Here is a 24,941-nt window from a genome sequence, read left to right on the forward strand (position 1 = left end):
TATTATACTAATACGCTTGATAGAAATACGATTAATGCTGTTAATACTACCGCTCCACTTGCTGATCCTACGAAATCACCTTTTGTTACTTGTAATACTTGCTCTTTCATACCTTTCATTCTCCCTTCCTTTTCTTTTGTTACAAAGCTTCTATTATACTAATACGCTTGATAGAAATACGATTAATGCTGTTAATACTACCGCTCCACTTGCTGATCCTACGAAATCACCTTTTGTTACTTGTAATACTTGCTCTTTCATATCATTTATCCTCCCTTTTTATAAGTTATCTATATGTAATTTCTAAGAAATGTTTATTTCATAGTTTTTATGTTAACGTTACATTAAATTTGATAACGTAACGTTTGTAACATTAATGTAACATAACTATTATTACGTTGCAATATAATTACGTAAAATTTATTACACTTTTTTTACGTTTTTTTATAATAACCCTCAAAAACCTTTATTTAATGCGCTTTTCACTTAGTTCACGTTTGTAACATTCGTGTAACATTACAGTCATAAAGTGAAATGTCGTCATATTCCTCTCTATTTTTGTTACAAATCGTTTATTTAGTGACACTAAACCTATCTAATCTTTACTTACTTTTAATATGAGATAAAATACCGTCTTTCCAAGATAAGTTTATATGTTTCCTCTATATAACTATGTATAATAAAAACAAAGAGGTGGTCATTTTGAAATTAATCGCATTAGATATGGATGGTACACTACTATCATCTAATCTTGAAATCTCCAAAGAAAACCTACAAGCAATCCAAACTGCACAAGAAGCTGGTCATATTGTAATGATCTGTTCTGGTCGTGCGAAAGAGGATGCTTTAAAGCTATTGGAAGAATATAAATTATCTCTTCCAGTCGGAGCAAGCAATGGGGCTATTGTTTATGTGGATGGAAAAGTAATTAACTCGCGTTGTATACAAAACGACAAAGTTTACAAACTTGCAAAATTACTAGAATCTGAAGGTTTCCCATATAAGCTATATACGAATAAAGGAGTTTATTCTCCATATACATGGCAAGATCAAGTGATGCAAGCATTCGAAGAAAATAAGCATGCGCTTGATGTTACATTAGAGGAACTTGAACGAATTACAGAAAAGCAAAAGAAATCGAACCTAATTACTGATTTCAAAAAAATAGAAGATGTTGTAAATAACCAAGAACTAGAAATATCTAAATTCTTCATTTTAACGTTTAATGCAGCGCATCGCGCACAACTATTAAGTATATTACAAGAAGATGCTGATATTATGGTTACAGCATCGGCTCCTACTAACTTAGAAATTATGGATAAGAATGGACATAAAGGAAACGGGATACAGCAGATGGCAGCTCATTTTAATATCCCTATTGAAGATACAGTTGCTATTGGTGATAATTTTAATGATGTACCGATGTTAGAAGTAGCAGGCTTATCTGTTGCAATGGGCAACGCTGAAGAAGATGTAAAAAAGCTATGTGATGTTGTAACACTAACAAACAATGAACATGGTGTTGCTCACGCAATCGAGCAATTTGTATTGAAACAAACTTCATCTATTAAATAAAAAAAGGACTCTTTCAATTTGAAAGAGTCCTTTTTTATACGTGATGACAAGCAACAAAATGCTCTGCACCAACATTACGGAATTCTGGTACTATTTTTTTACAAACATCCGTCGCAAATGGGCAACGTGTATGAAAACGACAGCCCGAAGGTGGATTTGCTGGACTTGGAATATCCCCTTCTAGTATAATTCGCTCTCGCTTCACTGTTGGATCTGGTATTGGAACAGCTGATAACAATGCTTTCGTATAAGGATGTAGCGGATTGGTAAATAACTCATCACGCGGTGCTGTCTCCACAATCGTACCTAAATACATAATTCCGATTTTCGTACATAAATGTTCTACTACACTTAAATCATGCGAAATGAATAAATAAGATAATCCCTTTTTCTCTTGTAACTCACTAAATAAATTAATAATTTGTGCTTGGATAGATACATCTAGTGCCGCCACAGGTTCATCAGCTACAATAAATTCCGGATTTAATACCATAGCTCTTGCGATTACGATACGCTGACGTTGTCCACCAGAAAACTCATGGGGATACCGGTCAATATGATAAGGAGCTAACCCACATAACTCCAATACTTCAATTACCTTTTCACGAACATTTTCTTTCGTCGCTAATCCGTGGGCCAACATTGGCTCTCCAAGCGCTTCTCCAATTCTCATTCTCGGATTTAATGAGCTAAATGGATCTTGGAAAACGAGCTGCATATTAGGGCGATGTTTTCTTAATTCATCCTTGGATAAAGAATGAACATCTTTCCCTTTAAACTTCACTTCTCCCTCCGTTTTTTGAACGAGGCGTAAAATTGTTTTTCCTATTGTTGTTTTTCCGCTCCCTGATTCGCCAACGAGACCAAACACTTCACCTTTATTAATAGTAAAACTTACTCCATCAACCGCTTTTACATGCCCAATTGTTCTACTAAATACGCCACCCTTAATTGGAAAATATGTCTTTAGATTTTTCACCTCTAATAATGGTTCACTCATTGTTCCGCACGCTCCTCATATAGCCAGCAAGCTACTTTATGATTTTCATCATTTACATTTAGATTTGGGGCTTCTTTTTCACATATTTCCATACAATGCTCACAACGCCCACTAAAGTAGCAAAACTCACCTAAACCAACTAAATTCGGAACTTGCCCTGGAATAGAATATAGTTTATCTATTCGTTTTCCCATTACTGGTTTTGATTTCAATAATCCTTTCGTATAAGGATGTTTTGGATTTTGGAATATCTCTAGTACTGGGGCTTCTTCAATAACTTTCCCGCCATACATAACGACAACATAATCAGCCATTTCCGCTACGACACCTAAGTCATGTGTAATTAATAAAATCGACGTTTTAAATTCTTCTTTCACTTGTCTTAGTAGATCCAATATTTGAGCCTGAATAGTAACATCAAGAGCTGTTGTTGGTTCATCCGCAATTAATAACTTAGGATTACAACTAAGTGCAACAGCAATCATAATACGTTGTAACATCCCGCCGCTCAGTTCATGCGGATAAGAATGGACGATTTCATCAGCGCGGGCTATGCCAACTTTACGAATTAACTCAATTGCCTTCTTATATGCTTCATTTTTACTAAGTAATTCATGCTCCCTTAACGTTTCTACAATTTGCTCTCCTACAGTGAAGACGGGGTTTAGCGATGTCATCGGTTCTTGGAAAATCATCGCAATATCATTCCCTCGTAAACTACGAAGCTCTTTCTCTTTCATTCCTAAAAGACTTTTTCCTTCATATAAAATATCTCCACCTACTACACTGCCTGATTCAGCAATAAGTCCCATAATAGATAACGCCGTTACACTTTTTCCGCAACCAGATTCACCTACAACACAAACAGTTTCACCTTCTCGAACAGAAAAACTAACATGATTCACAGCTTTTACTGTCCCTTCTTCTGTCTGAAAGTATGTTTGTAAATCTTTCAGCTCTATTACCGCTTTACTCATATCTCCTCACCTACCGTCTCATCTTTGGATCTAATGCATCACGAAGTGCATCACCAAGTAAATTAATTGATACAACTGTTATAAAGATTGCAAAACCAGGCGGAATCCATAACCATGGACGCTTTTGGAAATCGATTAATGAGTTAGCTGCGCTAATCATGTTCCCCCATGATGGTGTAGGTGGAACGACTCCGAGACCTAAGTAACTTAGTGCGGATTCTCCCAAAATAGAACCTGCAACACCTAATGTAGATACGACAATTAAAATGGGTAAAACATTAGGTATTAAGTGATATATAATTTTCCGGTAATCTTTTATTCCTAACACATCCGCAGCTTGCATAAATGCTTGCTCCCTAAGTGATAAAATTTGCCCTCTTACAAGGCGTGCAAGCCCTGGCCAACCTACTAAACTTAAAATAATCATAATGACATACAAACGATAATCAGACGGTACTTTCCACTCTGATAAAATCGCACCCATTATAATAAGTAACGGTAATCCTGGCATCGACATTAAAATATCTGCAAGTCGCATAATAATATTGTCCACAATACCACGATAAAAACCTGCAATCGCTCCTAATAAAGCTCCAAGTATAACCGATAAAACCATTGAAGCTAAACCAATGGTTAATGAAATACGTCCCGCTTGCATAAGCCTTGTTAAAATATCTCTTCCTAATTGATCTGTACCAAGCCAATGAGAAAAACTAGGTGGTTTGTTAATGAGCGCAACTTGTATTTTTCCTGATGCATATGGAGAAAAGAACGGACCGATAAAACAAAATAAAAACATAAAAATTAATGCATAAAACCCTACAAGTGCCATCTTATTTTTCTTTATCTTTTTAAAAGCTTGTCGCCATGGTGATGATTCATTTCTTCTCTTTTTTTCTTTTTTTTCTGTAATTACTGTAACAGTCTCCATTTCTTTCCCCCCTTACTTCAACCGAATTCTTGGATCAACAACTGCATATACGATATCTGCTAAAAAGTTTGAAACGATTGTTAAACAAGAAAGAAACATCGTAAATGCCATCAATACTGTATAGTCACGGAAATTTAATGCTTCTAATTGAATATTACCAATCCCTGGCCAGTTAAAAATTTGTTCAATAATAATTGCCCCAGAAAACAATCCAGGTAATTCAAATGCTAATAACGTAATTGCCGGTAAAATTGCATTTTTTAATGCATGCTTATAAATAACCGTCTTCTCCTTCAAACCTTTCGCTCTTGCTGTTCGTATGTAATCTTGTCTTACAACCTCTAACATACTTGTTCTAAAATAACGAGTTAGCGAGCCGACCCCAAGAAGTGTCAAAATAAATACTGGTAAAATCATATGTTTTGCAACTTCTATCACGTAAGCAAATCCTGTTGAATTACTGCCAACATCAATCATTCCACCTATCGGTAATAACTTAAAGTCAACCGCAAACACCTTAATTAAAAACAAACCGATAAAGAATGAAGGGAATGACATTGCTGCAAAAACACCGATTGTTACAAGTTTATCGAATAAAGAATGTTGCTTCGTCGCCGAGAATACACCGATAATAAGTGCAATTAGCCAAATAAAAAACAATGCAATAATTGCTACACTAAAGGAATTCCAAATAAATTTATTTAATAATGACGTTACAGGCTCTTGATATTGAAGTGAGAAGCCAAAGTCCCCTTGCAATGCATTACCTAACCAATGAAAATAACGCTCAACAATTGGTTTGTTCAACCCATATAACTCCCTCAGTTCAGCTGCTCTTTCCGGTGTAATTTTCGGGTTTGAATCAATATAATCCCCAGGAAGAAGTGCGAACAGGACGAAGATAATAATTGATGTACCAAGCAGTGTAGGAATCATTTGTAACAACCTACGAACAATATATGTTTTCACCCTTTTTCTCTCCAATCTTATGCTTAAAATAGAAGAACATTTTTTCAAAGCGGCACATTACTAACCGAATGAAAAAATGTCTTCTACTTATACATTCTTATCGTTATTTTTCAAATGATAATACTGGTAAGTTTGCACTAATACTGTTGTACTTTTCAGGATCAATTCCTTTTATATTCCCGTTATAACCAGTAATTGTTCTACGGTAGTTTAATAGAATTACTGGTGGATCATCACTTAATTCTTTATACAATTCTTTATAAATAGGTTTACGCTTTTCGATATCTACAGTTTCAATACCTTTTTGAATTAGCTCATCTACTTTTGCATTCTTATAACCAAGACTAGTTTCATTTGCAGTAGACAAATATTCACCAGCTGTTTCACTCGGATCACTTGTAATCGGTGTCGAAACAGAAGCTAAATCATAATCCCCTTTGTTTACCTTAGAAAGCATCGTATTAAAGTCCATAAATTCAGGATTAAACTCTACACCTATTTCTTTATAATTCTCTTTCGCAATCGGAATTAATAAATCACTATCTTTAGCCGAACTTGGACCGAAATAAGAAAGTTTTAATTTTTGACCATCTTTTTCACGAATTCCATCCGAACCAACTTTCCACCCTGCTTCATCTAATAATTTTTTCGCTTTTTCTTTATCGTATTCGTATTTATTAACTCCTTCTTCCGTATAAGCCCAAGAAGTTGGATGAATTGGTACATTGGCTACTGTACCGTATCCTTTTAACGCTGTATCAACATATTTTTTGCGGTCTAATCCGTAAATAAGTGCTTGGCGAACCTTTTTATCCTTTAAGTAAGGCTTATTATTATTCATATAAATATAACTAAATGACGGTGCTGTTTCGATTTGGATATTGGCGAATTCTAAAGCCTTAGCCTGTTCAAGAACCTCATCACCAGTACCTAAGCCAGTATGGTCAACTTCTCCTGTTTGGAATAACTGAAGCTTCGTATCACCAGAAGTAATTTTATAAATGAAGTTTTGAATTTTTGGTTTACCCGCATAATAATTTTCGTTTGCTACAAAACGAACTTCTTGACCTGGAATATACTTTTCAAATTTATATGGACCCGCAGCTAATGGCTTTCCATATAAATCTTTTAAGTAATCTAAGCTTGTATTTTGCTTATAATCTTTTCCATAATAAGCTTTTGATAGTACTGTACCTCCTAAAACAAATATAGCTTGTGAATTCACTTTTTCAGTTGTAATTTTAATTGTTTGTGGATCAACAACTTGAATACCTTCAATTGAAGTTGCTTTTCCTTCCTTATATTCTTTACCACCTTTAACCGTATATTGAGAGATATCTACTTCACCTTCATATGCCTTATCATGTAAAAGCGTCAATGTGAAAGCTACATCATCCGCCGTTAATGGCGATCCATCACTAAATTTCAAATCTTTACGTAAATGGAATGTATATGTTAACTGATCAGAAGAAACGTCCCACTTCTCAGCTAATTCTGGAATTGGTTTCCCTTGTTTATCGGTTGATACGAGAGATGCAAAAATAACTGAAGTTACGTTTCCATCCCAACCATTTTGTTGGAAGTATGGCAAAAATACGCCGCCTGGCTTACTAATACCAACTACTAACGTATCTTTTCTATTCTTCGCTTTGTCTGGCACTTTCGTTTTATCTGTCGCAGCGATCTTTTCAATTTTCACATTTTTTAAATCCTGCTGTTTAACCGGCTCTGTAGAAGCCGCGTCCTCCTGTCCCCCACAAGCAGACAACACAAGCGAACTACTCATTAATACCGAAAATACACCAGCCCATTTTTTTGTCTTTTTCTTCATTGTTCCCACCCTAACTTTTTATGATTATACCCTCTGAACGAATTACCTTATGTATGCCTCCCACAGCAACATTTATAGCCAATCGGAAAAGTCGGTTTTAATCGTAAAAAAATAGATGTTTTTGAGGGGTAACAATCTTATTCCGACCTTTCCGGTAGACTTTATGGTTATTAGCTTATATCGTTCATTATGTTTTGTCAATTCTTTCTAAATAAATATTTTGAGAATTTTTCCAAAATTATCACTCTACATTTATACTTTAAGAAAACTCAGCTATAATTCGTATTAAAACTTAAAAATCTACTTCTATTCCTTCAGCATGAAACATAGAATACTAATAACCAATTACCAAAAAGGGGGCGAAAATATGGACAACCTATTCCAATACGTCCTGCACTACGTATTATTAACAATTATGATAGTCGGAGCGCTATTACTATTCCCGTTCTTCCCAAAGTTCGTCCTCTTTTTAGCTTTTTTTATCATGCTCGGGATCGCTATTATAATTTCAACGAGAGAAGATGCCACGCAAAAAGAGAGCAGAGTTCAGCGCGTAAAGCTGTAACTTTGCTCTCTTTTTGTTTTCATTCACTAGTCTCTGTTACACATATTTATTCCGCTATTTGCCGGGCAGTAAAACCCCCACTGATTAAAGTTTCACTTTATCTCTCGGGAAATAATTAGCCTTTGTTTTTGTAATTACTCCTATCGAAAAGCCACTAATGACATTTCTTTTTCACCTTATCATTTTCATATGTTTCACAAACTATGCAAATTGAGGAACACGGATTTATCTAAGTTACTGTTTCACGTGAAACACACCGCTTCATTTAATCTTTAAAGCAAAATATCATTATGAAAAAAGCCACTTCCTCCAACAAAACTGAAAGGAAGTGGCTTTCTACTCTTTACTCCACAATATTCTCTAACTCACTATATAACTTCGCTCGTAACAACTCTTTCATCGTTTTTTCCTCATATAATTTTTTAAGTCTTTCAACATCAGCTACATGTTCCATTTCACATTCTATTGCATATATATCTTCTTCTACATGCATTAACTCATTTTCAATCTCTTCAAGATTCCTAGCTTTTTTCTCTTTTACTGGAACCATTTCAACACTCTTTCTCCCTTGGCGTTTTTGCTTTATTACTTGCTTCTCAAGCTTTTCTTCCCATTTTTGACGAGCCCATGCATAGTTTCCTGCAAACTCAAATAATTTACATTCATCAATCCAGTACGTCTTTTCAAATAACTTATTTAAAAAATAACGATCATGTGAAACAGCTAGGATTGTTCCATTATATTGCTCAAGGGCTTCCTCTAAAACTTCCCTTGATTCAATATCAAGATGGTTTGTCGGCTCATCTAGAATTAGAAAATTGATGTCTTGATACATAAGTTGCGCAAGTCTTAACCTCATTTTTTCTCCACCGCTCAGTTGCGTTACTTTCTTAAATACTGCTGGACCATAAAATAAAAACTTAGCCAATATATGTCTTGCTTCTCCTTCTGTTACAGCTACATACTCTCTAAACGCTTCCAATACATTACTCTTCACATTTCCATACGTATGCTGTGATAAATAACCAATTTTGACACTACTACCAATTCGAATTTCACCAACGTCTGGATTTATTTCTTCTAATAGTAGTTTTAATAATGTAGTCTTTCCTGTACCATTACGACCAACGATAGCCGCACGCTCTTGAAAACGAACATGTAAATTCGCTTGTTCAAATAAAGGTCGTCCAGCAAAACCTTTACTCACTTCTTTCATTACAACAACATCTTTCCCGCTTCTCTCTTGCCCTTCAAACTGAAGACCCATCTGTTTTCGTTCTAAAATTGGCCTCTTTAATTTCTCTATACGTTCTAACGCACGTTCCATATTTCTCGCTCTTTTATGCAATCCTTCATTCGGAGGGTTCGCTTGATTTGCCCATTCACGTAGACGCTTAATTGCTTCTTTCATTTTCTTTATTTTCTTTTGCTGCTCCTGATAAGCTTGAAACTCTTGAAGTAATCTTTCTTCCTTCTCCTCAACGAACTGAGAATAATTCGTATGGTACACGTGAATCTCTCCATCTTCCAAATCAAAAATTTTCGTTACAACTTCATCAAGGAAATAGCGATCGTGTGAAATAACCATAACTGTTCCAGTATATTCTTTTAAAAATTTCTCTAACCATTCAACTGCAAACAAATCTAAATGATTTGTTGGTTCATCTAATAGAAGTAAATCTGGTTTCTGCAATAACATATATGCAAGGCTAACTTTCGTCTGTTCTCCTCCACTTAATTCCGTAAATACTCTTGGAAATAAGTCTGTTACTTGTAAGCCATTTGCTACCTTCATTATATTTGCCTCTATTTCATAACCACCGAGAAATGCAAATTTTTCTTGAATTATTCCGTACCTCTCCATTAGCTTTTGCAATGAAGATTGTTCCTGCTCCTCCGCCATATTTTTTTCTAGAGCATGCATTTCTTTTTCTAATTCCTTTTCTACTTTAAAAGCGGAACTCAATACATCATATACATTCATGACCTCATCAAACTTCGGAATTTGTGCGACATGACCAATACGTGTACCTTTCTTCATATGGATGGCTCCTGCATCCAAACTCTCCTTTCCCGTTAGAAGTCCAAAGATTGTTGTCTTCCCACTACCGTTACGACCAACTAACCCAACACGTTCACCATTCTTTATTTCAAGCGATATATTTTCAAATATGATGTTTCCACCAAAAGATTTCATTACATTATTTACACTACAAATAGTCATTTTCCGTACTCCTTTCAATATAAAAAACCATGAGAAAGAAACATTCCCCATGGTTTTCGGCATAGAAAAAGGAAGCCAAATAGCTCCCTTTTCACACGTTTATTAAAAATGGGTGAAGAGATTTCTATCGTTCAATAGTCACTATGCAATTGTTAAAAAAGGGCATACGTATCCCGTTAACAACTACATCATGAAAAATCGCACGACAAAAATAAATAAAATCTAAAAATTTGGCACGCGCAGCTAAAGAACGTTTCATCTCATTCACCCCTTTCGTACGGAATTTAATACTTACTTCTTTATTATACTTTCCAATTTCATGTTTGAATAGTCATTTTTCTGAAAATAATGAAGATAGACTAAACATTTCAATAAGTGACATCAAATCTTACAAAACTGTTATGTTCACGTAATGGAAAGCGATAGTACGAAAAGATGCCTCCCTATACAATAAAGATGTAAACAAGCGAGACAAACAAAAGGAGGAAACAAACATGATGAAAGAAATCGTAAAAGCAATCTTTGAGGTATTAGTGAACGGACAAGCAGTTGTAAAAGAACTAAATGAACTATAAAAAGGAGTGAAGAAATATGATGAACATGGTGAAAATGATTTTACACGCTTTAGTCGATGCAAAAGCAGTTAGCCAAGAATTAAACCAACAATAAAAAGGGGTATATGAATATGAAGAAAGCCATTATTATAATTGCAAGCACAGCAATTACCTTATACACAATAAAAAAGAGAAAAAAGAAAAATAATGAAAATGTTCTATATTATCCATACACACTATTAGAGAAAAAATAAAAGACAAGGTACCCTATCGTAATGAGGATATCTTGTCTTTTATTTTTCCCCTATTCCTTTAGAGGATTTCCTTTTCCTTTTCCCGAATGTATTAAGCGGGATTTTTACACATATTTTAAAGGGGCATATATACAAATGGATACACAACAACTATATTTTTTAAACGATATCGGTAAACAAAAACCAGAAAGTATTCGGAATAGAAGCGCTGCATGTCCATTTTGCGATAAAGAACAATTAACGAATATTTTAGCAACTGATGGTTCTATTATTTGGTTAAAAAATAAATTTCCTACATTACAAGATACATTTCAAACAGTGTTAATCGAAACCGATAATTGCGAAGATCATATCGCAACATATACAGAAGAACATATGAGAAAATTAATGCAATTTTCTATTCAACATTGGTTACACTTACAGGAGAACGAAGAGTTCGCATCTGTGATTTTATATAAAAATCACGGTCCATTTTCAGGTGGAAGTTTGCATCATGCACACATGCAAATTATCGGAATGAAATATGTAGATTATCTTGAAAATATTGAAGAAGAAAATTTCCAAGGGTTAATTGTTCAAAAAAATGAATGCATTGAGCTTAATATTTCAGAGCGTCCCATTATTGGCTTCACTGAATTCAATATAATCATTGATAACATTTCATATATAAATGAAATGGCAAATTACATTCAGCAAACTGTACGTTACATACTGACAGATTTCCATAAAGGATGTAGTAGTTATAACTTATTCTTCTATTACTTAAATGGAAAAATTACTTGTAAAGTTGTACCTAGATTTGTCGTTTCACCATTGTATGTAGGATATAAAATACCGCAAGTTTCTACAAAACTAGAAGAGGTGAAAATACAACTCACGCAGTATTTCACGAAAGAAAAGGATGAAATTATTCATAAAAAAACAGAGTAGGTATAGAAAACCTACTCTTTTATTACACCTTTATTTCGATAGTACACATCTTCTAATCCGATGTTATACTTCATGTTATTATCCGTCCACTCTGGCCCTAAATTCCCTGGCCATCCAGATGTATTCGCTATATATTTCAGTAATGCAAAATCAGTCAAACCTTTTTGCACCCCACGCTTATATCCTTTCATTAAATGCGGCATTGCAATTTGCGCATTTGTACGTGGATCTTTCAGCTCATCATCAGTTAAATGTTCTGGTGCAAGCCCGCCGCCGCGGTGTAGTTGAAACAATCCGAATGAAGTTCCATTATCTCCAACACTTCTTGGATTTAATCGACTTTCATGCTCGGCAATTGCAAGAGGTATCCATTCTGGAAGATTTACTTTCTTCGCTTCCTCTATAATGATTTGTTTCATCTGTTTTGCTTCTTCTGAATCAACATAGCTTGTTCCATTCACTAGCTTATCCATTCCTTCAGACTTTCCTTGGAAATATAAATATACTCCAAGAACAACTAAAAATCCTACAAAGAATTTCTTCACTACCTCTACCTCTTTCTCCGCTGAAATTTGTCCCCTTTCAGCCTTCCCTTTACAATTACCTACATTCTATTACTCTTTTATCATAGCAAATAACTATACATATTATCATCATGCTTTAGACCGATTTTGTGAAAAAACAGCTGGTAAATACGGGCAAAAATGTAACTTTCATAGACTATAACGCATTTATTGTATATAATTGTAAACTGAACTCTATATATAGAATAGGAGCGTACAAAATGAAAAAATGCCTAACACTCTTGTTCAGCATTTTACTACTCATCCCTACCTACACCTCTGCACAAACATCATCAAAACCAAAAGTACTTGTTTTGTATAGTACACAAGACGATAAAGTTTCAAATAATGTCCAAATCCTTAATACTCAATTAGGACATTTTACAAATGATATAACCGTAAAAAACTTAAAAGAAGCAACTTCAATTAATAACGTATCCTCCTATACACATATTGTTTATATCGGTGAAACAAAAGAAGCGTTTTCTGATGAAACGAAACAATTTCTAGAAAACTTCTCCGGCCCTGTATTAGTATTAGGACAAAATGTTGAACAATTATCTAAGCGTTTTTCTTTCATTACTTTGAATAGTGATGATATACGAGTTAATAAAATTGAATATCCAGACAAGAAGCTAAAAAATACCTTAGAGGAGGAACGATTAATTCAATCATTTGATACGAATGGAACTGTGCTTGCTAACGCCTTAAGCTCAAATAACACTAACCCACTAATCGTTCAGCATGAAACATCTTATTATGTTGCAACACCTAACCTCTTTGACTGGATGTCTCATTACGTCGGTGAAATGTTATTTTCTTATTTCAGCCAAAAACCAACGAAAAATAAAGTTGAAGCTTATTTACGCCTTGAGGATGTTCACCCCGCAGCAGATATAAATCAATTGAAAGAAATTGCTGAATTACTAAAAGAGAAAAAGATGCCTTACATGATTACTGTTATTCCGGTATATAAAGATCCAGATACAGGAAAGATAATACATTTAAAAGATAAACCAGAACTAGTTGATCTTTTACGCTCTATGCAAGATGATGGTGCAGCAATTATTATGCATGGTTATACTCACCAATTTTATGACAGTGAAACAGGTGAAGGCTTTGAATTTTGGGATGTAAAAACAGATCAACCAATTCGCCAACCGAAGCATGAAAAACCGAAGACAAAAGATGACTTTCCAAATATAGAGGCATATAACCAATATGTAAAAAAAGGGGAAGAATTCGAGGAAAAATATACGAAAGATCATATCGAAAAAGGAATTCAAGAACTTGTAGATGCTAAACTATATCCTGTTGCCTTTGAAGCACCTCATTACACGATGTCTCAAAAAGGATATGAAATATTATCAAGGTACTTTTCAACTTATGTAGGACAACTACAGTTAAATGATACAACTTGGAAATCCATGCACTCACCATATTATACAAGTACTCCATCATTTTTACATGGAATGAAACTATTGCCTGAAACAGTCGGATTTATTGAAGAAGATACGCCACAAACTACTGCTAAAATGAAAGAGCGTGCTCTATCTGTTTCTAAATTATCCGATGGAGTTATTGGTGCATTCTATCATCCTTACTTAGGTGCGAAACCATTAAAAGAAGTGTTAAAGGATCTAGAAAGTATTCCAAATATAGAATGGATTGATTTACAAAAGGAAAAGAATGAAGTAAAAATGAAAGATATTCATATTACGACGAATAAAGACGGCATTCACGTTGAAAAACCAACCAGTGCGAATGACATAATTGATTATATAAAGCAATATGGCTTCTTCCTTATGCTAGGGTTCGTTATCATTGTCTTTCTTTTATTATTAAAACGTGCGAAAAAATTAGAATCCTAATACAAAACCACCGAGCGGAACGCTTGGTGGTTTTTTGTCCTATATCAAACCGTGGCATTTTATTAAATAAATTCAACTTTTACTTTTTCTGTTACATGATTAAAACTATAATTCTCCTATCCTTTCAAATAAAATCGACTTGTATTTTCATATATTGTTTCTGTGACCTTATCAATGGATATGTTTTTTATAGAACTAATTTCCTTTAATACCTCTCGAATCATTCTTGGGTGCGTTATAACATCTTCTTGAAATTCCCACGGACCATCTGTTTCTACCATCATATATTCAAGCGGATAATACGAAACGATTTTTCTAATCTTCTCCTTATGTAAAACATCCGGTGTAATCGAAATATAATAACCATTTCTCATCATCCGTTTCATTGTTTCATCGCTTCCTTTAAACCAATGAAAGTGTGCACGTGAAACTTTAGATTTCTCTAGCAAATCACATACAATGTCAGCATCTTCATAAACTGCGTGTAATACAATCGGCAAATTATACTTACTAGCTAGTTCTATAAATTTTTTCAATACAGCTATGTATGGATCTGCAGCAATTCTTTCATCTTCTTTTCTCAAATAATAGGGCAAACCTACTTCACCAATCGCAACAATTTCCTCTGCGTTCTGTTCAATAAGTTGATAAATCTGTTCACACTCTTCTTTATGAATCTGTTGCTCTGGATGAAACCCTATCGCTGGATATATAAAGGGATACTTCTTCGCTAAAGATAACGTTTCCTTACAAGATTGATAATTCATAGATACTGCAATAAGCCCCTTTATTTCCTTACTATTTTCCACCTCTTTCAGCAATCTGCTCTTCTCTTCATCCTTATATTGATCAACATGTATATGACTATCAATCCATTTCATCTTTATGCCCCCATAAAAAAAACAAGAAAGGACTTCCTTTCTTGTTTTAGCATCTATATTATTTAACAATTAAGTTTGTTATGATATCAAATAATCCAATACACACTACGGCAACAGTAAAGTAGCTACAGAAATCTTTAATTGGTAACTTCACTACTTCTTCTTTACGCATCCCATTCTTCTCCCTTCTTACTAGATCCCTAATTATTTTTCTATCTGTATCTATTATGCAAAAAATATGACAAATTTACTATCGAATTAACTTACGTAAACCTTACAATGTTGTAAGGTTTAAAAAAGGATCCCCATCTTTATTCAGATGAGGATTATTAAAAATTAGTTGGTTTTTCATTCTTCATTACAAACAGAAAGTAATACATTGAGACTTTCTAGTTACACTATATGAAAATTACTATCTTTTAACTATCGAATTACATTACAGAAGGCTTACATGTTTGTAAGTTATGTGTAATGTAATTCGATAGTTCCCCTTACTTATATTTCGTACAATAAAGTTAGAAAGTAAGCCAAATAAGAAGAACACTCACATAACCAAATTACATTGCTAGTAGCTACTCTTCTTATACCTTTCACCCATGCTACTACAATGTACCCCCTTCCCCTTTATATAATAAAAAAGCCTTAGTCTATATGGACTAAGGCTTTTTTGTTAATCCCAAAAATACCCTTACCCAGTATTTTTATTTTCGACAAAAAATAGCCGGGGGTATATTTCACTATCTCATCGTTAAAAGTTTGCTCTTCGCATTTATAGGAATATTTGCAACCTCAATCTCTTCAATCGATTCACCGTAACGTCCTTTTGCAAAAACCTTTAATGCTTCATCTCTCTTTAACATATGCTTAACCGTTTTCTTTATTTTCTGCTCTCTACCACGTTCATCGAATGCAATAAATTCATATTCATACCACTCATCACCAATATGCTGACCAATTGTATTCACAAACGTATAGTATTCTTTCGTCTTATAAAATGGATTATATTTATCGATAACTGGTCCAAGTTTCGTAGGCAGTAACATTACTACTATCACTATCATCGCTATTATAGTAGTGATCATTTTTTTCTTCATAATAAACATTCCTCCTCTGCAGGATATATATACATCCATTTTAAAAAGGGGGAATAAAATCTACTATTGAATCTCATTACATTACACTTACATTTTTGTAAGAATTAAAAAAGGTGAACGAATTTGCTCGTTCACCTTTTAGCTTGCTTTAAAGCCACCGCCAAGTACATCACGTACATCATGTATAACAACGAAAGCATCTTCATCTACCCGGCTAATAACTTGTTTTAACTTAACAAGCTCTTGTTTATTAATAACAACATATAAAACTTCTTTATTTTTACCAGTATATCCGCCGCGCCCTTCTAATACAGTAACACCGCGTGTCATATTTTTCGTAATAGCTTCACGAATTAAATCTGGTTGATTCGAAATAATCGTAACAGCCGTTTTTGTGTCCATTCCTTCTACAATGAAATCAATCACCTTCGCTCCAATGAACACAGCCACAAGTGTATACATCGCCTTTTCTTGCCCTATTATAAATACAGAACCAGCAATTACAACAATATCAATAATTAGTACGCCTTTACCTACACTCCAACCTAAATATTGATTTGCTAACTGAGCTAAGATTGCTGATCCTCCCGATGTACCTCCGGCTTTGAACATACAACCTAATCCAATTCCCACAAATAAACCAGCAAATAAAGCTGCTAATAATGTATCACTATTTACATGATACTCAATATGTTCTGTAACGTATAAAAACAAAGATGTTTCTACAATCCCTAAAATTGTATAAATCATTGTTTTCTTATCAAAAAATTTATAACCAACAGCTAGTAAAATTGCATTTATAGCAAAGTTCACAATTCCTGGTGACCAATCAAATAAGTAGTACGTAACAACCGTTAAACCAATAATTCCACCTTCCGATAAACGGTTTGGAATTGCAAAGTAATTAATACCAATTGCGAATAATAATGAACCAATTGTAATTAGTGTTATTTCCTTTATACGTTGATTAACCATAGTTCATACCCTCCCCCCATTTGACATTGTATCACTATCTCCTAGAGGTTTAGAAGTGGTTTTTATTCCGCATTTTCCCTCTTAAAAATTGAAATATTATGTTTAAACAGAGGGTTGATTAATTATTCATATTTGCTCTAACTGCACGGACAAATCGCTCCACATTCCCTTTCCGAATATACTTAGCGCGAATGGTTTCATGACTACAAGTAAATTCAAAATACGGATGAAAATCTATGCTATCTATATACAAATATGAATACTCTTTAAATGTTGAAGAATAGTACGGAAATTTCCCGTAAAAAAGGAGACGTCTAGTAGTGGCAACAAAAACCCCATGTTGATACGATAATATAAAATTATCCTTCTCAAATATCCCTACCACAAAAGCCAGAATCTTTTCATCATCATCTACATACTTTTTCATACTCGATAAAAGTTCATTCATGCATATTCCTCCAAATTCTATTCACTGCATTAACACTTGAAAAGAATCCATGGATTATTACAGACCGGTTTAACTCCTTTATAAAGTATGAAACGCGTTTCCTGTCAAAGATATTTCAAAAAAATAATCCGTTATGCGATTATACACATAACGGATTACGATTAAACTGTAGAGCGTTCCACAAGTTCGTATGGAATTTCCAGCTTTTCTTGTTCAGAACTCTCGTCATTCACTTTTCTATGCAACATTTCAAAAGCAGTTTTCCCTATCTCCTTTAAATTTTGATCAATAGTTGTCAATTGTAACACTTGCGAGATAGGTTGATTATCAAAGCCAATAATCGCTAAATCCTCAGGAACTTGAATCCCTAATTTTTCAACCTCTGTCATAACCCCAATCGCAACTTCATCACCTGCTACTATTAATGCTTCAGGAAGATCCTGCATCTCTTTTAACTTATGAGCCACTTTTACACCATCTTCTAGTGTAAAACATTCTGTAAAAATCCATTCTTCATTAACCTCTTCGTCTATAGATTGCAATTGCTGTTTATAAACATCAAAACGCTTTTGACTACTCGGCCCTAATTTTCTTCCCGTACAATAACCAATTTTTTTATAACCTTTCTCAATCAAATAATCCATTCCTAATTGAAAGGCCGCTGAATGATTCGTATATACACTTGAGATGTTTGAAATATCATTGTCTTCACAAGCAATTATTGCGCCGTAAGAAGCATACGGTTCTATCGTTTCCCAATCATTTGCACGTGAACAAATAATAAGACCATCCAATTGTTTTGTTTTTAACATATGTAAACTTTTCATTTCTTCTTTTTTATTATAATTCGTTTGGCAAAGTAGCACCCTGTAATTATGCGCTAACGCAGTCTCCATCATTCCGCTCACCATCGCATCAAAACACGGATGATTAATATACGGTAAAATCACACCAACAATATTCGTTTTTCCTTTTGATAAATGAACAGCATTTGCGTTTTGCGAGTAATTCAATTTCTCAACTATCTCTATAACCGCTTTTCTTTTTTCTTCACTTACATATGGGTGATCATTCAACACTCTCGAAACAGTCGTAACTGAAACTCCCGCCATCTTTGCAATATCTTTAATATTAGCCATACACTCACCTCTACCTTTAACTTAATGAATCTCATGAACATATGTCAAATCTTCTTATCATTACACCTTCATTCGTTTCTCTTACAAAAGTGTAATTTTTCTGTAAGCTAATTCGATAGTGACTTTCCGCAACATTTCATACAATTAAGTCAGAAACAAGGTAACAACTATTCGAAAAGGAGCGGATTAATATGATGAACAAAATAAAAACGAACAATTTCTTACATACAATGGGCATGGTATTTTCCGCTCTTATCGACGCAAAAGCTGTTGCTTCTACATTAAACAAGTAAGGAGAATGTATTATGAATAACATCACTTTTAACAAATTAGATTTTTTAGGACTAGCTAGTGGCTCGATTCTTCTTACTGCTTTTATTTACGCCGCTACGCTTGTATAACTTTGTGTCCCCTTTCCCCTTTATTATAAATAGTAATAGAAAAGACGACCGTCTATGCCCGGTCGTCTTTTCTTATTTTTGATTTGATTGCAAAGCTTCTTTTAACTCCTCAAACTTCTCATTTAATTGATCCGTCATCATTTTCATAGCGGTTTTTCGATCTATTTGTTCTCCAGCCTCAATTTGAATTGGATCTCCAAAAATCAATTGTGCCTTTTTCCCCTTTATTAATTCTTTTACACTTGATGGACCAACATAAGCTGCTGGTACTAACGGAACATTGGAACGCATCGCAATTGTCACAGCACCCGCTTTTAATGAAACATCTTCCGCTGATCTTGTTCCACTCGGAAAAATCCCTACTACCTTTCCTTCTTTTAATAAACGTGATGGAATTTTAAGTGTACTTGGTCCTGGATTCGCACGATCTACAGGGAATGCATTTACATTTTTAAAGAACCAATTTTTGAATTTCCCTTCAAATAATTCTTTTTTGGCCATGTAATGAATTTGAGTTGGATACATCCCTGTAGCTAACATTAATACATCCATAAAACTTGTATGTGTACATGCAACAACATAGGGTCCACCTTCTGGTAGCTTTTCTCTTCCTTGTACTTCTACTTTCCCAGCTGTTTTAAATATATATTTCAACAAAAATGTAATTGGTTTATACATTTATTTCGTTCCTTTCTAAACATCCGAAGTATAATCATATTCTTATAATAATTATAACACTAAGTTTTAGGAGTTGGTAATAAAATTAAGGATGAATTGTTAAATTTCAATTCTTACAAAAGTGTAATTTTCTTGTAAGCTAATTCGATAGTTACTTCTTACTATATTTCATACAATTAAGTCAGAAACAGGGCAACAATTATTCGAAAAGGAGTGGATCAATATGATGAACAAAATGAAAACGAACAATTTCTTAAATACAATGGGCATGGTATTATCGGCTCTTTTCGATGCAAAAGCTGTTGCTTCTGCATTAAACAAGTAAGGAGAATGTATTATGAATAACATTACTTTTAACAAATTAGATTTTTTAGGATTAGCTAGCGGCTCTCTTCTTCTTACTGCTTTCATTTACGCTGCTACGCTTGTATAACTTTGTGTCCCCTTTCCCCTTTATATAGAAAAAGACGACCGTCTATGCCCGATCGTCTTTTTAATTTTTTCTTTCTTTCAATTCTTTTAAAAGCTGTATCAGCTCAGCTTGTTGTTTTATCTTTTTACGACCATTTCGATTAATTGCTGCAAGCTCACAGGCAACTCCGACGGCGAAGAAAAACAATAAACTTTCTAACATGTGAAATCCTCCATTTGCCTATTAAACAGCTTGACGTAATTGTTCTTCTTGTAAAACTCTCTTATTTATATTTTCTTCTTTTCTCTGGCAAACGTTATTGCGAATAAGCGCTGCAATAACAAGTACAGTCCCTATAATATCAAACATTGTGATTTGATACCCTTGCATCATCATAATAGCTAAAGTCGTAATTGGTACAAAATTAATAAATAAAATCCCATTAATGGATGATAAAATTTTCACACCATAGTTCCAAGCAAGTAGCGCTACAATACCTGGCAATGTCATCATGAATAACAAATCATATTTCACAATAGAAATCGTTCCCATACTTGGAACTGAAATATATCCAAGCGACGTAATAATTACCGTTATAATCGCTGTAACAGTCGTACCGAATACACACGTCAACGTAGAATAACGTAACGTTGACCAATCACTACAAGTTTGACCACCCATCGTATAAATAACCCACCCTACAACACCAATAAATATAAATGCTAATGGGAACATATTATCTTTCAATGTTACAAAGAAACTCATGTCACCTTTTGTAATAACAAACACAGCTCCTACAAAAGCAATAACCATACTCGTTATCATATACTTCTTCGGTTTTATATGCTTATATCCCCATAAAATACAAATAGAAATCATCGGCATAAGTGCTTCCATAATGGAAGCTACCATTACACCCGACTTACCCATTAACATTTGCCCTAAAAATATGAGGACATTATATACTGTAAATGCCATCGTTCCAAAAAAGACGAGTAACTTTCCTCTTCCCTCTAAACAAAATGCCTGTTTTCCTTCTTTCACTAACAACAATACAATCAGCATTATCGCCACTGCTCCATAGCGAATAAGCGAAAAATAAAATGGATCTATGTATTCTAGCGCATGATCAGCAACTGGAAACATCGCTCCCCATGACATACTCGCAATTAAACACGCCAAAGCCCCTATTATCATTTGACCTCTTCTCACCGCAATCCCCCGTTTCTTTCTATTTGCACAAAGAGAATTGTAAAAGAAAAAATATATCACGTAAAATGATTCAAAATGATGTTAACTATCATTTATAATGATAGTTAACATCAAGGGGGATTACAAAATGGAATTAAGAGACTTACAAATCTTTAAAAGCGTTGCCGATCAGGGTAGTGTAAGTAGCGCAGCAAAGGAATTAAATTATGTACAATCAAATGTAACTGCACGTATTAAACAACTAGAAAACGAATTAAAAACCCCACTCTTTTACCGCCATAAACGAGGAATGACTTTAACAGCTGAAGGAAGAAAAATGCTCGTTTATGTTAGTAAAATTTTGCAAGATGTCGACGAACTAAAACAAGTATTTTTAGATAGCGAAACACCTTCTGGTATATTAAAAATCGGTACAGTCGAAACAGTAAGTACACTGCCTACCATTTTATCTTCTTACTATAAAAGCTATCCGAATGTCGATTTATCATTACAAGCGGGTCTAACAGAAGAATTAATTAGAGAAGTACTTGATCATCAATTAGATGGCGCCTTTATATCAGGTCCTATTAAACATCCACTAATCGAACAATACGATGTTAGTACAGAGAAATTAATGCTTATAACACAAAATAAAGCCTTTCATATAGAAGAATTTACAACAACGCCTCTACTCGTTTTTAACCAAGGATGTGGATACCGCTCCAAACTAGAACGTTGGCTTAAAGACGAAGGTTTGCTACCAAAAAGAATTATGGAATTCAATATATTAGAGACAATATTAAACAGTGTTGCACTCGGTCTCGGAATTACACTCGTACCACAGTCTGCTGTCCATCATCTTTCTAAAGCAGGTAAGGTACATTGTCATGCAATCCCTGAAAAATACGGCAGTATTTCAACGGTTTTCATACGCCGTAAAGATAGCTATATGACGAATTCAATGCGTAGTTTTTTAAAAACAATTGAAGACCATCATCATATCAATATGCTGTGAAAGACATTCTTACATGAATGTCTTTTTTTCTTACAAAAGTGTAAGTCTTTCGTAAGCTAATTCGATAGTTGGAAGTATCCATATTCCCTATAATTAAGACATAAGCAGGGCAACAACTATTCGAAAAGGAGCGGATACGCATGATGAACAATATGAAATCAAATAAATTTTTAAATACAATGGGCATGGTGCTATCCGCACTTGTCGATGCAAAAGCTGTTGCAACTACATTAAACAAATAAGGAGAGATTATAATGAACAACATTACTTTCAACAAATCAGACTTTATCGGACTTGCAAGTGGAGCTACTCTTCTTACGGCTTTCATTTATACACTTGCTCAAGGTCTTATTTAACACTTTGTTTCCCCAAACCCCTTTATATATAGAAAAAGCTGCTCGTCTTATAGACAAGCAGCTTTTTAGTTTGTCCCGCTTTAATGGGCAGTAAGACCCCCACCTCAAAATTCAGCGAAAGCAAAGAAGTTAGGTGAGGGTCGGGCTGCCTATAAAAGTCCGATTGGTGAAGGCTAATAATCAGTGGGGGATGAAGAACCCCCACACTGATTAAAGTTTCACTTTATTTCATATACAATTTGACCTGTTTTCGTAATATCATATCCGCCAATCGCATTTAATTCATTATGAAATTCTTCCGATTGCAGAATGTCTTTCACAACTTCAATCAGCTCTTCATTTTCTTTATTCTTCAAAATTACTAAATCATACTGTTCTTTCATGATTGGAATAAAGTCCACATTTACAATTTGCGAAAACTTTTCTGAACCTACTCCTACATCAGCTTTTCCATTTGCAACTTGCGTGGCAACACCAAGATGATTCGATTCTTCCCATTCATATCCACTAATATCAGCTTTATTTAATTTTCGGATTCGTAATTGTTCATCCACTAACACTCTAATACCAGAACCCTTTTCTCGATTCACAAACTTTATAGTGGACCCGGATATGTCAGCCCATGTCTTTATTTTCTTCGGATTTCCTTTTTGAACATAAAACCCTACATTTCTGGACAATAAATTAATCATAAGACATGGCTGTCCTACTAAAATACGTTTTACGTAAGGAATATTATATGTACCCGTTTCACCATCAAACAAATGCAAACTAACGATACTTCCTTCTCCTTGATACATTTTCACTAAACTCGTTAAGCTACCTTGATACGCTCTTAAAACATTAGAACTTGGCAAACGATTTTCTATACGTTTAGCTAACATATCTAACGTTAGTTCTTGACCACTAATAATACACGTGTTCAAGATACTACTACCATCGTTTTTTACAGGATTAACTTGTACTTTCCCTGTTTTCATTTGCTTTATATATTGATCTAAATCTGCTGCATCAATGCGCATCTGTCTACCAACTCTATAAGAAGGAAGTTCTCCTTTTTTAATTAAGTCGTATACAGTTAATTTTGATACTTTTAATCGCTTTGCTACTTCTTCCGTTGTGTAGGAATGATGATCCATAGACGATTCCTCACTTTCTCCTTTCATTGTAACAAAGAAAAGAATATTTCTCCTATTTTTTAAAAATAGACTTATGTTCAAATTATATTCAATTATAACTAGTTATATTTAGTTATATTTAGTTATAATTAGATGTGTCAAAATGAAAGGGGATTTTTTTATGAATAAATTTATATTACGTTCCATCGGGGCACTTATACTTTCTTTCCTTCTTATATTTAGCGCTGCTTGTACAAGTGGGGAAAAGCATACAAAGTCAGCTGCTAAAGAGGATAAAACAGTTGAACTGACTATCTCAGCTGCTGCAAGCTTACAAGATGCATTAAAAGAAATCGAAAAACAATATAAAGAAAAAGAGCCAAATATCAAACTTTCTTTTAACTTCGGTGCTTCTGGAGCACTTCAACAACAAATTGAACGAGGTGCACCTGCTGATTTATTCTTCTCAGCAGCAGAAGATAAATTCCAAACCCTTGTAAAAAAAGGATTCATTAATGAAAAAGAAGGGAAAAATCTTCTTGGAAATGAACTAGTTCTAGTCATCCCTAAAGATAGTTCTCTTACAAAATTTCAAGATTTAAAAGATGAGAAAATCAAAAAAATTGCACTTGGTACACCTGAATCTGTACCTGCTGGCAAATATGCAAAGGCTTCTCTAACACACGAAAACCTTTGGAATGATGTTCAAAATAAAGTCATATTTACAAAAGATGTTCGCCAAGTGTTAACATATGTAGAAACAGGGAATGTCGATGCTGGTATCGTATACAAAACAGATGCTCTCATTTCGGATAAAGTAAAGATTGGTGAGACAGCAGCAGCTACTTCTCATGAGCCAATCCACTATCCTTTAGGTGTTATAAAGGAATCTAAACATAAGAAAGAGGCGACTTCATTTTATGAGTATTTGCAGTCAAAAGATGCACAATCTATCTTTAAAAAATATGGATTTACAGTCCTGTCGTAAT

General features: G+C 34.2%; 29 protein-coding genes. 10 read left to right on the forward strand and 19 right to left on the reverse strand.

Going from position 1 to position 24,941, the window contains the following annotated elements; translation table 11 throughout:
• Positions 1-2: 2 nt before the first annotated feature.
• Together MR107_RS13815 and MR107_RS13820 are read right to left on the reverse strand one after the other, a co-directional pair.
• Positions 3-119: a DUF3948 family protein gene (locus tag MR107_RS13815; protein WP_000677736.1), complete on the reverse strand. Its 117-nt coding sequence runs from the start codon at positions 117-119 to the stop codon at positions 3-5.
• Between the two features lie 34 nt (positions 120-153).
• Complete coding sequence (locus MR107_RS13820) at positions 154-261, reverse strand: DUF3948 family protein (RefSeq protein WP_000664237.1); 108 nt, start codon at positions 259-261, stop codon at positions 154-156.
• Between the two features lie 441 nt (positions 262-702).
• On the opposite strand from MR107_RS13820, the gene MR107_RS13825 reads away from it, so the two are divergent.
• Positions 703-1,575 (forward strand): Cof-type HAD-IIB family hydrolase, encoded by an 873-nt coding sequence (locus MR107_RS13825; RefSeq protein ID WP_000766420.1) that lies wholly within the window; start codon positions 703-705, stop codon positions 1,573-1,575.
• Between the two features lie 34 nt (positions 1,576-1,609).
• On the opposite strand, the gene MR107_RS13830 is transcribed toward MR107_RS13825, so the two are convergent.
• From MR107_RS13830 to MR107_RS13850, 5 genes are all read right to left on the reverse strand, one after another.
• Positions 1,610-2,575, reverse strand: a complete 966-nt coding sequence (locus MR107_RS13830) for an ABC transporter ATP-binding protein (RefSeq protein ID WP_001294518.1) — start codon at positions 2,573-2,575, stop codon at positions 1,610-1,612.
• Entirely contained in the window at positions 2,572-3,552 is a 981-nt protein-coding gene (locus MR107_RS13835) for an ABC transporter ATP-binding protein (protein WP_242292448.1), read from the reverse strand. The genes MR107_RS13830 and MR107_RS13835 overlap by 4 nt, the downstream gene beginning before the upstream one ends.
• A gap of 10 nt (positions 3,553-3,562) precedes the next feature.
• Complete coding sequence (gene opp4C / locus MR107_RS13840) at positions 3,563-4,483, reverse strand: oligopeptide ABC transporter permease (RefSeq protein WP_000451077.1); 921 nt, start codon at positions 4,481-4,483, stop codon at positions 3,563-3,565.
• A 12-nt stretch (positions 4,484-4,495) separates the two neighbouring features.
• The gene (locus MR107_RS13845; protein ID WP_000860748.1) at positions 4,496-5,452 is read right to left on the reverse strand and encodes an ABC transporter permease; all 957 of its coding nucleotides are present in this window, start codon (positions 5,450-5,452) and stop codon (positions 4,496-4,498) included.
• A 103-nt stretch (positions 5,453-5,555) separates the two neighbouring features.
• Positions 5,556-7,283, reverse strand: coding sequence for an ABC transporter substrate-binding protein (locus MR107_RS13850; RefSeq protein ID WP_242292449.1), 1,728 nt, complete (start codon positions 7,281-7,283; stop codon positions 5,556-5,558).
• Between the two features lie 367 nt (positions 7,284-7,650).
• Between MR107_RS13850 and MR107_RS13855 the strand changes: the two genes are divergently transcribed.
• Positions 7,651-7,848, forward strand: coding sequence for a hypothetical protein (locus tag MR107_RS13855; protein ID WP_000369254.1), 198 nt, complete (start codon positions 7,651-7,653; stop codon positions 7,846-7,848).
• A 343-nt stretch (positions 7,849-8,191) separates the two neighbouring features.
• Here the strand turns inward: MR107_RS13855 and abc-f are convergent, their stop codons facing one another.
• Both abc-f and MR107_RS13865 read right to left on the reverse strand, forming a co-directional pair.
• Positions 8,192-10,123 (reverse strand): ribosomal protection-like ABC-F family protein, encoded by a 1,932-nt coding sequence (gene abc-f / locus MR107_RS13860; RefSeq protein WP_226368426.1) that lies wholly within the window; start codon positions 10,121-10,123, stop codon positions 8,192-8,194.
• A gap of 73 nt (positions 10,124-10,196) precedes the next feature.
• Positions 10,197-10,331: an RAxF-45 family protein gene (locus MR107_RS13865; protein WP_000830643.1), complete on the reverse strand. Its 135-nt coding sequence runs from the start codon at positions 10,329-10,331 to the stop codon at positions 10,197-10,199.
• A 420-nt stretch (positions 10,332-10,751) separates the two neighbouring features.
• On the opposite strand from MR107_RS13865, the gene MR107_RS13870 reads away from it, so the two are divergent.
• Both MR107_RS13870 and MR107_RS13875 read left to right on the forward strand, forming a co-directional pair.
• Positions 10,752-10,880 (forward strand): hypothetical protein, encoded by a 129-nt coding sequence (locus MR107_RS13870; RefSeq protein ID WP_002023099.1) that lies wholly within the window; start codon positions 10,752-10,754, stop codon positions 10,878-10,880.
• A gap of 135 nt (positions 10,881-11,015) precedes the next feature.
• On the forward strand, positions 11,016-11,810 hold the full coding sequence (locus MR107_RS13875) for a DUF4931 domain-containing protein (RefSeq protein WP_226368414.1): 795 nt from the start codon (positions 11,016-11,018) through the stop codon (positions 11,808-11,810).
• A gap of 11 nt (positions 11,811-11,821) precedes the next feature.
• Here the strand turns inward: MR107_RS13875 and MR107_RS13880 are convergent, their stop codons facing one another.
• Complete coding sequence (locus tag MR107_RS13880) at positions 11,822-12,355, reverse strand: transglycosylase SLT domain-containing protein (RefSeq protein WP_000713249.1); 534 nt, start codon at positions 12,353-12,355, stop codon at positions 11,822-11,824.
• A gap of 239 nt (positions 12,356-12,594) precedes the next feature.
• On the opposite strand from MR107_RS13880, the gene MR107_RS13885 reads away from it, so the two are divergent.
• Positions 12,595-14,244: a DUF2334 domain-containing protein gene (locus MR107_RS13885; RefSeq protein WP_086401868.1), complete on the forward strand. Its 1,650-nt coding sequence runs from the start codon at positions 12,595-12,597 to the stop codon at positions 14,242-14,244.
• 116 nt (positions 14,245-14,360) lie between these two features.
• Here the strand turns inward: MR107_RS13885 and MR107_RS13890 are convergent, their stop codons facing one another.
• The 5 genes from MR107_RS13890 to MR107_RS13910 all read right to left on the reverse strand — a co-directional run bounded on the left by MR107_RS13890 (position 14,361) and on the right by MR107_RS13910 (position 18,781).
• Positions 14,361-15,125: a TatD family hydrolase gene (locus MR107_RS13890; protein WP_086401867.1), complete on the reverse strand. Its 765-nt coding sequence runs from the start codon at positions 15,123-15,125 to the stop codon at positions 14,361-14,363.
• A 737-nt stretch (positions 15,126-15,862) separates the two neighbouring features.
• Positions 15,863-16,219, reverse strand: coding sequence for a YxeA family protein (locus MR107_RS13895; protein ID WP_242292450.1), 357 nt, complete (start codon positions 16,217-16,219; stop codon positions 15,863-15,865).
• 138 nt (positions 16,220-16,357) lie between these two features.
• Positions 16,358-17,194 (reverse strand): YitT family protein, encoded by an 837-nt coding sequence (locus MR107_RS13900; RefSeq protein ID WP_000248045.1) that lies wholly within the window; start codon positions 17,192-17,194, stop codon positions 16,358-16,360.
• A 118-nt stretch (positions 17,195-17,312) separates the two neighbouring features.
• Positions 17,313-17,642, reverse strand: a complete 330-nt coding sequence (locus MR107_RS13905; protein ID WP_226368415.1) for a PH domain-containing protein — start codon at positions 17,640-17,642, stop codon at positions 17,313-17,315.
• A 161-nt stretch (positions 17,643-17,803) separates the two neighbouring features.
• Positions 17,804-18,781, reverse strand: a complete 978-nt coding sequence (locus tag MR107_RS13910) for a LacI family DNA-binding transcriptional regulator (protein WP_001273903.1) — start codon at positions 18,779-18,781, stop codon at positions 17,804-17,806.
• Positions 18,782-19,086: 305 nt separating this feature from the next.
• Between MR107_RS13910 and MR107_RS13915 the strand changes: the two genes are divergently transcribed.
• The gene (locus tag MR107_RS13915) at positions 19,087-19,182 is read left to right on the forward strand and encodes a DUF3948 family protein (RefSeq protein ID WP_001059999.1); all 96 of its coding nucleotides are present in this window, start codon (positions 19,087-19,089) and stop codon (positions 19,180-19,182) included.
• A 72-nt stretch (positions 19,183-19,254) separates the two neighbouring features.
• On the opposite strand, the gene MR107_RS13920 is transcribed toward MR107_RS13915, so the two are convergent.
• Positions 19,255-19,860 (reverse strand): lysophospholipid acyltransferase family protein, encoded by a 606-nt coding sequence (locus tag MR107_RS13920; protein WP_000277778.1) that lies wholly within the window; start codon positions 19,858-19,860, stop codon positions 19,255-19,257.
• A gap of 337 nt (positions 19,861-20,197) precedes the next feature.
• Between MR107_RS13920 and MR107_RS13925 the strand changes: the two genes are divergently transcribed.
• A complete protein-coding gene (locus MR107_RS13925) occupies positions 20,198-20,293 on the forward strand; it encodes a DUF3948 family protein (protein ID WP_001060007.1) in 96 nt (31 codons plus the stop codon).
• Positions 20,294-20,353: 60 nt separating this feature from the next.
• Here MR107_RS13925 and MR107_RS13930 read toward each other — a convergent pair whose 3' ends face one another.
• Both MR107_RS13930 and MR107_RS13935 read right to left on the reverse strand, forming a co-directional pair.
• The gene (locus MR107_RS13930) at positions 20,354-20,494 is read right to left on the reverse strand and encodes a YrzO family protein (RefSeq protein WP_000894065.1); all 141 of its coding nucleotides are present in this window, start codon (positions 20,492-20,494) and stop codon (positions 20,354-20,356) included.
• A 21-nt stretch (positions 20,495-20,515) separates the two neighbouring features.
• Positions 20,516-21,484, reverse strand: coding sequence for a DMT family transporter (locus MR107_RS13935; RefSeq protein WP_002180311.1), 969 nt, complete (start codon positions 21,482-21,484; stop codon positions 20,516-20,518).
• Positions 21,485-21,611: 127 nt separating this feature from the next.
• Between MR107_RS13935 and MR107_RS13940 the strand changes: the two genes are divergently transcribed.
• Entirely contained in the window at positions 21,612-22,478 is an 867-nt protein-coding gene (locus MR107_RS13940; RefSeq protein WP_000423031.1) for a LysR family transcriptional regulator, read from the forward strand.
• 254 nt (positions 22,479-22,732) lie between these two features.
• On the forward strand, positions 22,733-22,834 hold the full coding sequence (locus MR107_RS13945; protein ID WP_001060017.1) for a DUF3948 family protein: 102 nt from the start codon (positions 22,733-22,735) through the stop codon (positions 22,832-22,834).
• Positions 22,835-23,052: 218 nt separating this feature from the next.
• Here MR107_RS13945 and MR107_RS13950 read toward each other — a convergent pair whose 3' ends face one another.
• Positions 23,053-23,973 (reverse strand): substrate-binding domain-containing protein, encoded by a 921-nt coding sequence (locus MR107_RS13950; RefSeq protein ID WP_002180310.1) that lies wholly within the window; start codon positions 23,971-23,973, stop codon positions 23,053-23,055.
• Between the two features lie 160 nt (positions 23,974-24,133).
• Between MR107_RS13950 and modA the strand changes: the two genes are divergently transcribed.
• Positions 24,134-24,940: a molybdate ABC transporter substrate-binding protein gene (modA, locus tag MR107_RS13955; RefSeq protein ID WP_242292451.1), complete on the forward strand. Its 807-nt coding sequence runs from the start codon at positions 24,134-24,136 to the stop codon at positions 24,938-24,940.
• Position 24,941 lies beyond the last annotated feature (1 nt).

The sequence above is a fragment of the Bacillus cereus group sp. BfR-BA-01441 genome, assembly GCF_022663075.1.
GTDB lineage: Bacteria > Bacillota > Bacilli > Bacillales > Bacillaceae_G > Bacillus_A > Bacillus_A cereus.

Excerpts from the sequence above, each read along its gene's own strand:
- MR107_RS13815 (WP_000677736.1), bottom strand. The coding sequence starts at position 119 with ATGAAAGGTATGAAAGAGCAAGTATTACAAGTAACAAAAGGTGATTTC.
- MR107_RS13820 (WP_000664237.1), bottom strand. The coding sequence starts at position 261 with ATGAAAGAGCAAGTATTACAAGTAACAAAAGGTGATTTCGTAGGATCA.
- MR107_RS13830 (WP_001294518.1), bottom strand. The coding sequence starts at position 2,575 with ATGAGTGAACCATTATTAGAGGTGAAAAATCTAAAGACATATTTTCCA.
- MR107_RS13835 (WP_242292448.1), bottom strand. The coding sequence starts at position 3,552 with ATGAGTAAAGCGGTAATAGAGCTGAAAGATTTACAAACATACTTTCAG.
- opp4C (WP_000451077.1), bottom strand. The coding sequence starts at position 4,483 with ATGGAGACTGTTACAGTAATTACAGAAAAAAAAGAAAAAAAGAGAAGA.
- MR107_RS13850 (WP_242292449.1), bottom strand. The coding sequence starts at position 7,283 with ATGAAGAAAAAGACAAAAAAATGGGCTGGTGTATTTTCGGTATTAATG.
- MR107_RS13855 (WP_000369254.1), top strand. The coding sequence starts at position 7,651 with ATGGACAACCTATTCCAATACGTCCTGCACTACGTATTATTAACAATT.
- abc-f (WP_226368426.1), bottom strand. The coding sequence starts at position 10,123 with ATGGGGAATGTTTCTTTCTCATGGTTTTTTATATTGAAAGGAGTACGG.
- MR107_RS13865 (WP_000830643.1), bottom strand. The coding sequence starts at position 10,331 with ATGAAACGTTCTTTAGCTGCGCGTGCCAAATTTTTAGATTTTATTTAT.
- MR107_RS13870 (WP_002023099.1), top strand. The coding sequence starts at position 10,752 with ATGAATATGAAGAAAGCCATTATTATAATTGCAAGCACAGCAATTACC.
- MR107_RS13875 (WP_226368414.1), top strand. The coding sequence starts at position 11,016 with ATGGATACACAACAACTATATTTTTTAAACGATATCGGTAAACAAAAA.
- MR107_RS13885 (WP_086401868.1), top strand. The coding sequence starts at position 12,595 with ATGAAAAAATGCCTAACACTCTTGTTCAGCATTTTACTACTCATCCCT.
- MR107_RS13890 (WP_086401867.1), bottom strand. The coding sequence starts at position 15,125 with ATGAAATGGATTGATAGTCATATACATGTTGATCAATATAAGGATGAA.
- MR107_RS13895 (WP_242292450.1), bottom strand. The coding sequence starts at position 16,219 with ATGAAGAAAAAAATGATCACTACTATAATAGCGATGATAGTGATAGTA.
- MR107_RS13900 (WP_000248045.1), bottom strand. The coding sequence starts at position 17,194 with ATGGTTAATCAACGTATAAAGGAAATAACACTAATTACAATTGGTTCA.
- MR107_RS13905 (WP_226368415.1), bottom strand. The coding sequence starts at position 17,642 with ATGAATGAACTTTTATCGAGTATGAAAAAGTATGTAGATGATGATGAA.
- MR107_RS13910 (WP_001273903.1), bottom strand. The coding sequence starts at position 18,781 with ATGGCTAATATTAAAGATATTGCAAAGATGGCGGGAGTTTCAGTTACG.
- MR107_RS13915 (WP_001059999.1), top strand. The coding sequence starts at position 19,087 with ATGAATAACATCACTTTTAACAAATTAGATTTTTTAGGACTAGCTAGT.
- MR107_RS13920 (WP_000277778.1), bottom strand. The coding sequence starts at position 19,860 with ATGTATAAACCAATTACATTTTTGTTGAAATATATATTTAAAACAGCT.
- MR107_RS13925 (WP_001060007.1), top strand. The coding sequence starts at position 20,198 with ATGAATAACATTACTTTTAACAAATTAGATTTTTTAGGATTAGCTAGC.
- MR107_RS13930 (WP_000894065.1), bottom strand. The coding sequence starts at position 20,494 with ATGTTAGAAAGTTTATTGTTTTTCTTCGCCGTCGGAGTTGCCTGTGAG.
- MR107_RS13940 (WP_000423031.1), top strand. The coding sequence starts at position 21,612 with ATGGAATTAAGAGACTTACAAATCTTTAAAAGCGTTGCCGATCAGGGT.
- MR107_RS13945 (WP_001060017.1), top strand. The coding sequence starts at position 22,733 with ATGAACAACATTACTTTCAACAAATCAGACTTTATCGGACTTGCAAGT.
- MR107_RS13950 (WP_002180310.1), bottom strand. The coding sequence starts at position 23,973 with ATGGATCATCATTCCTACACAACGGAAGAAGTAGCAAAGCGATTAAAA.
- modA (WP_242292451.1), top strand. The coding sequence starts at position 24,134 with ATGAATAAATTTATATTACGTTCCATCGGGGCACTTATACTTTCTTTC.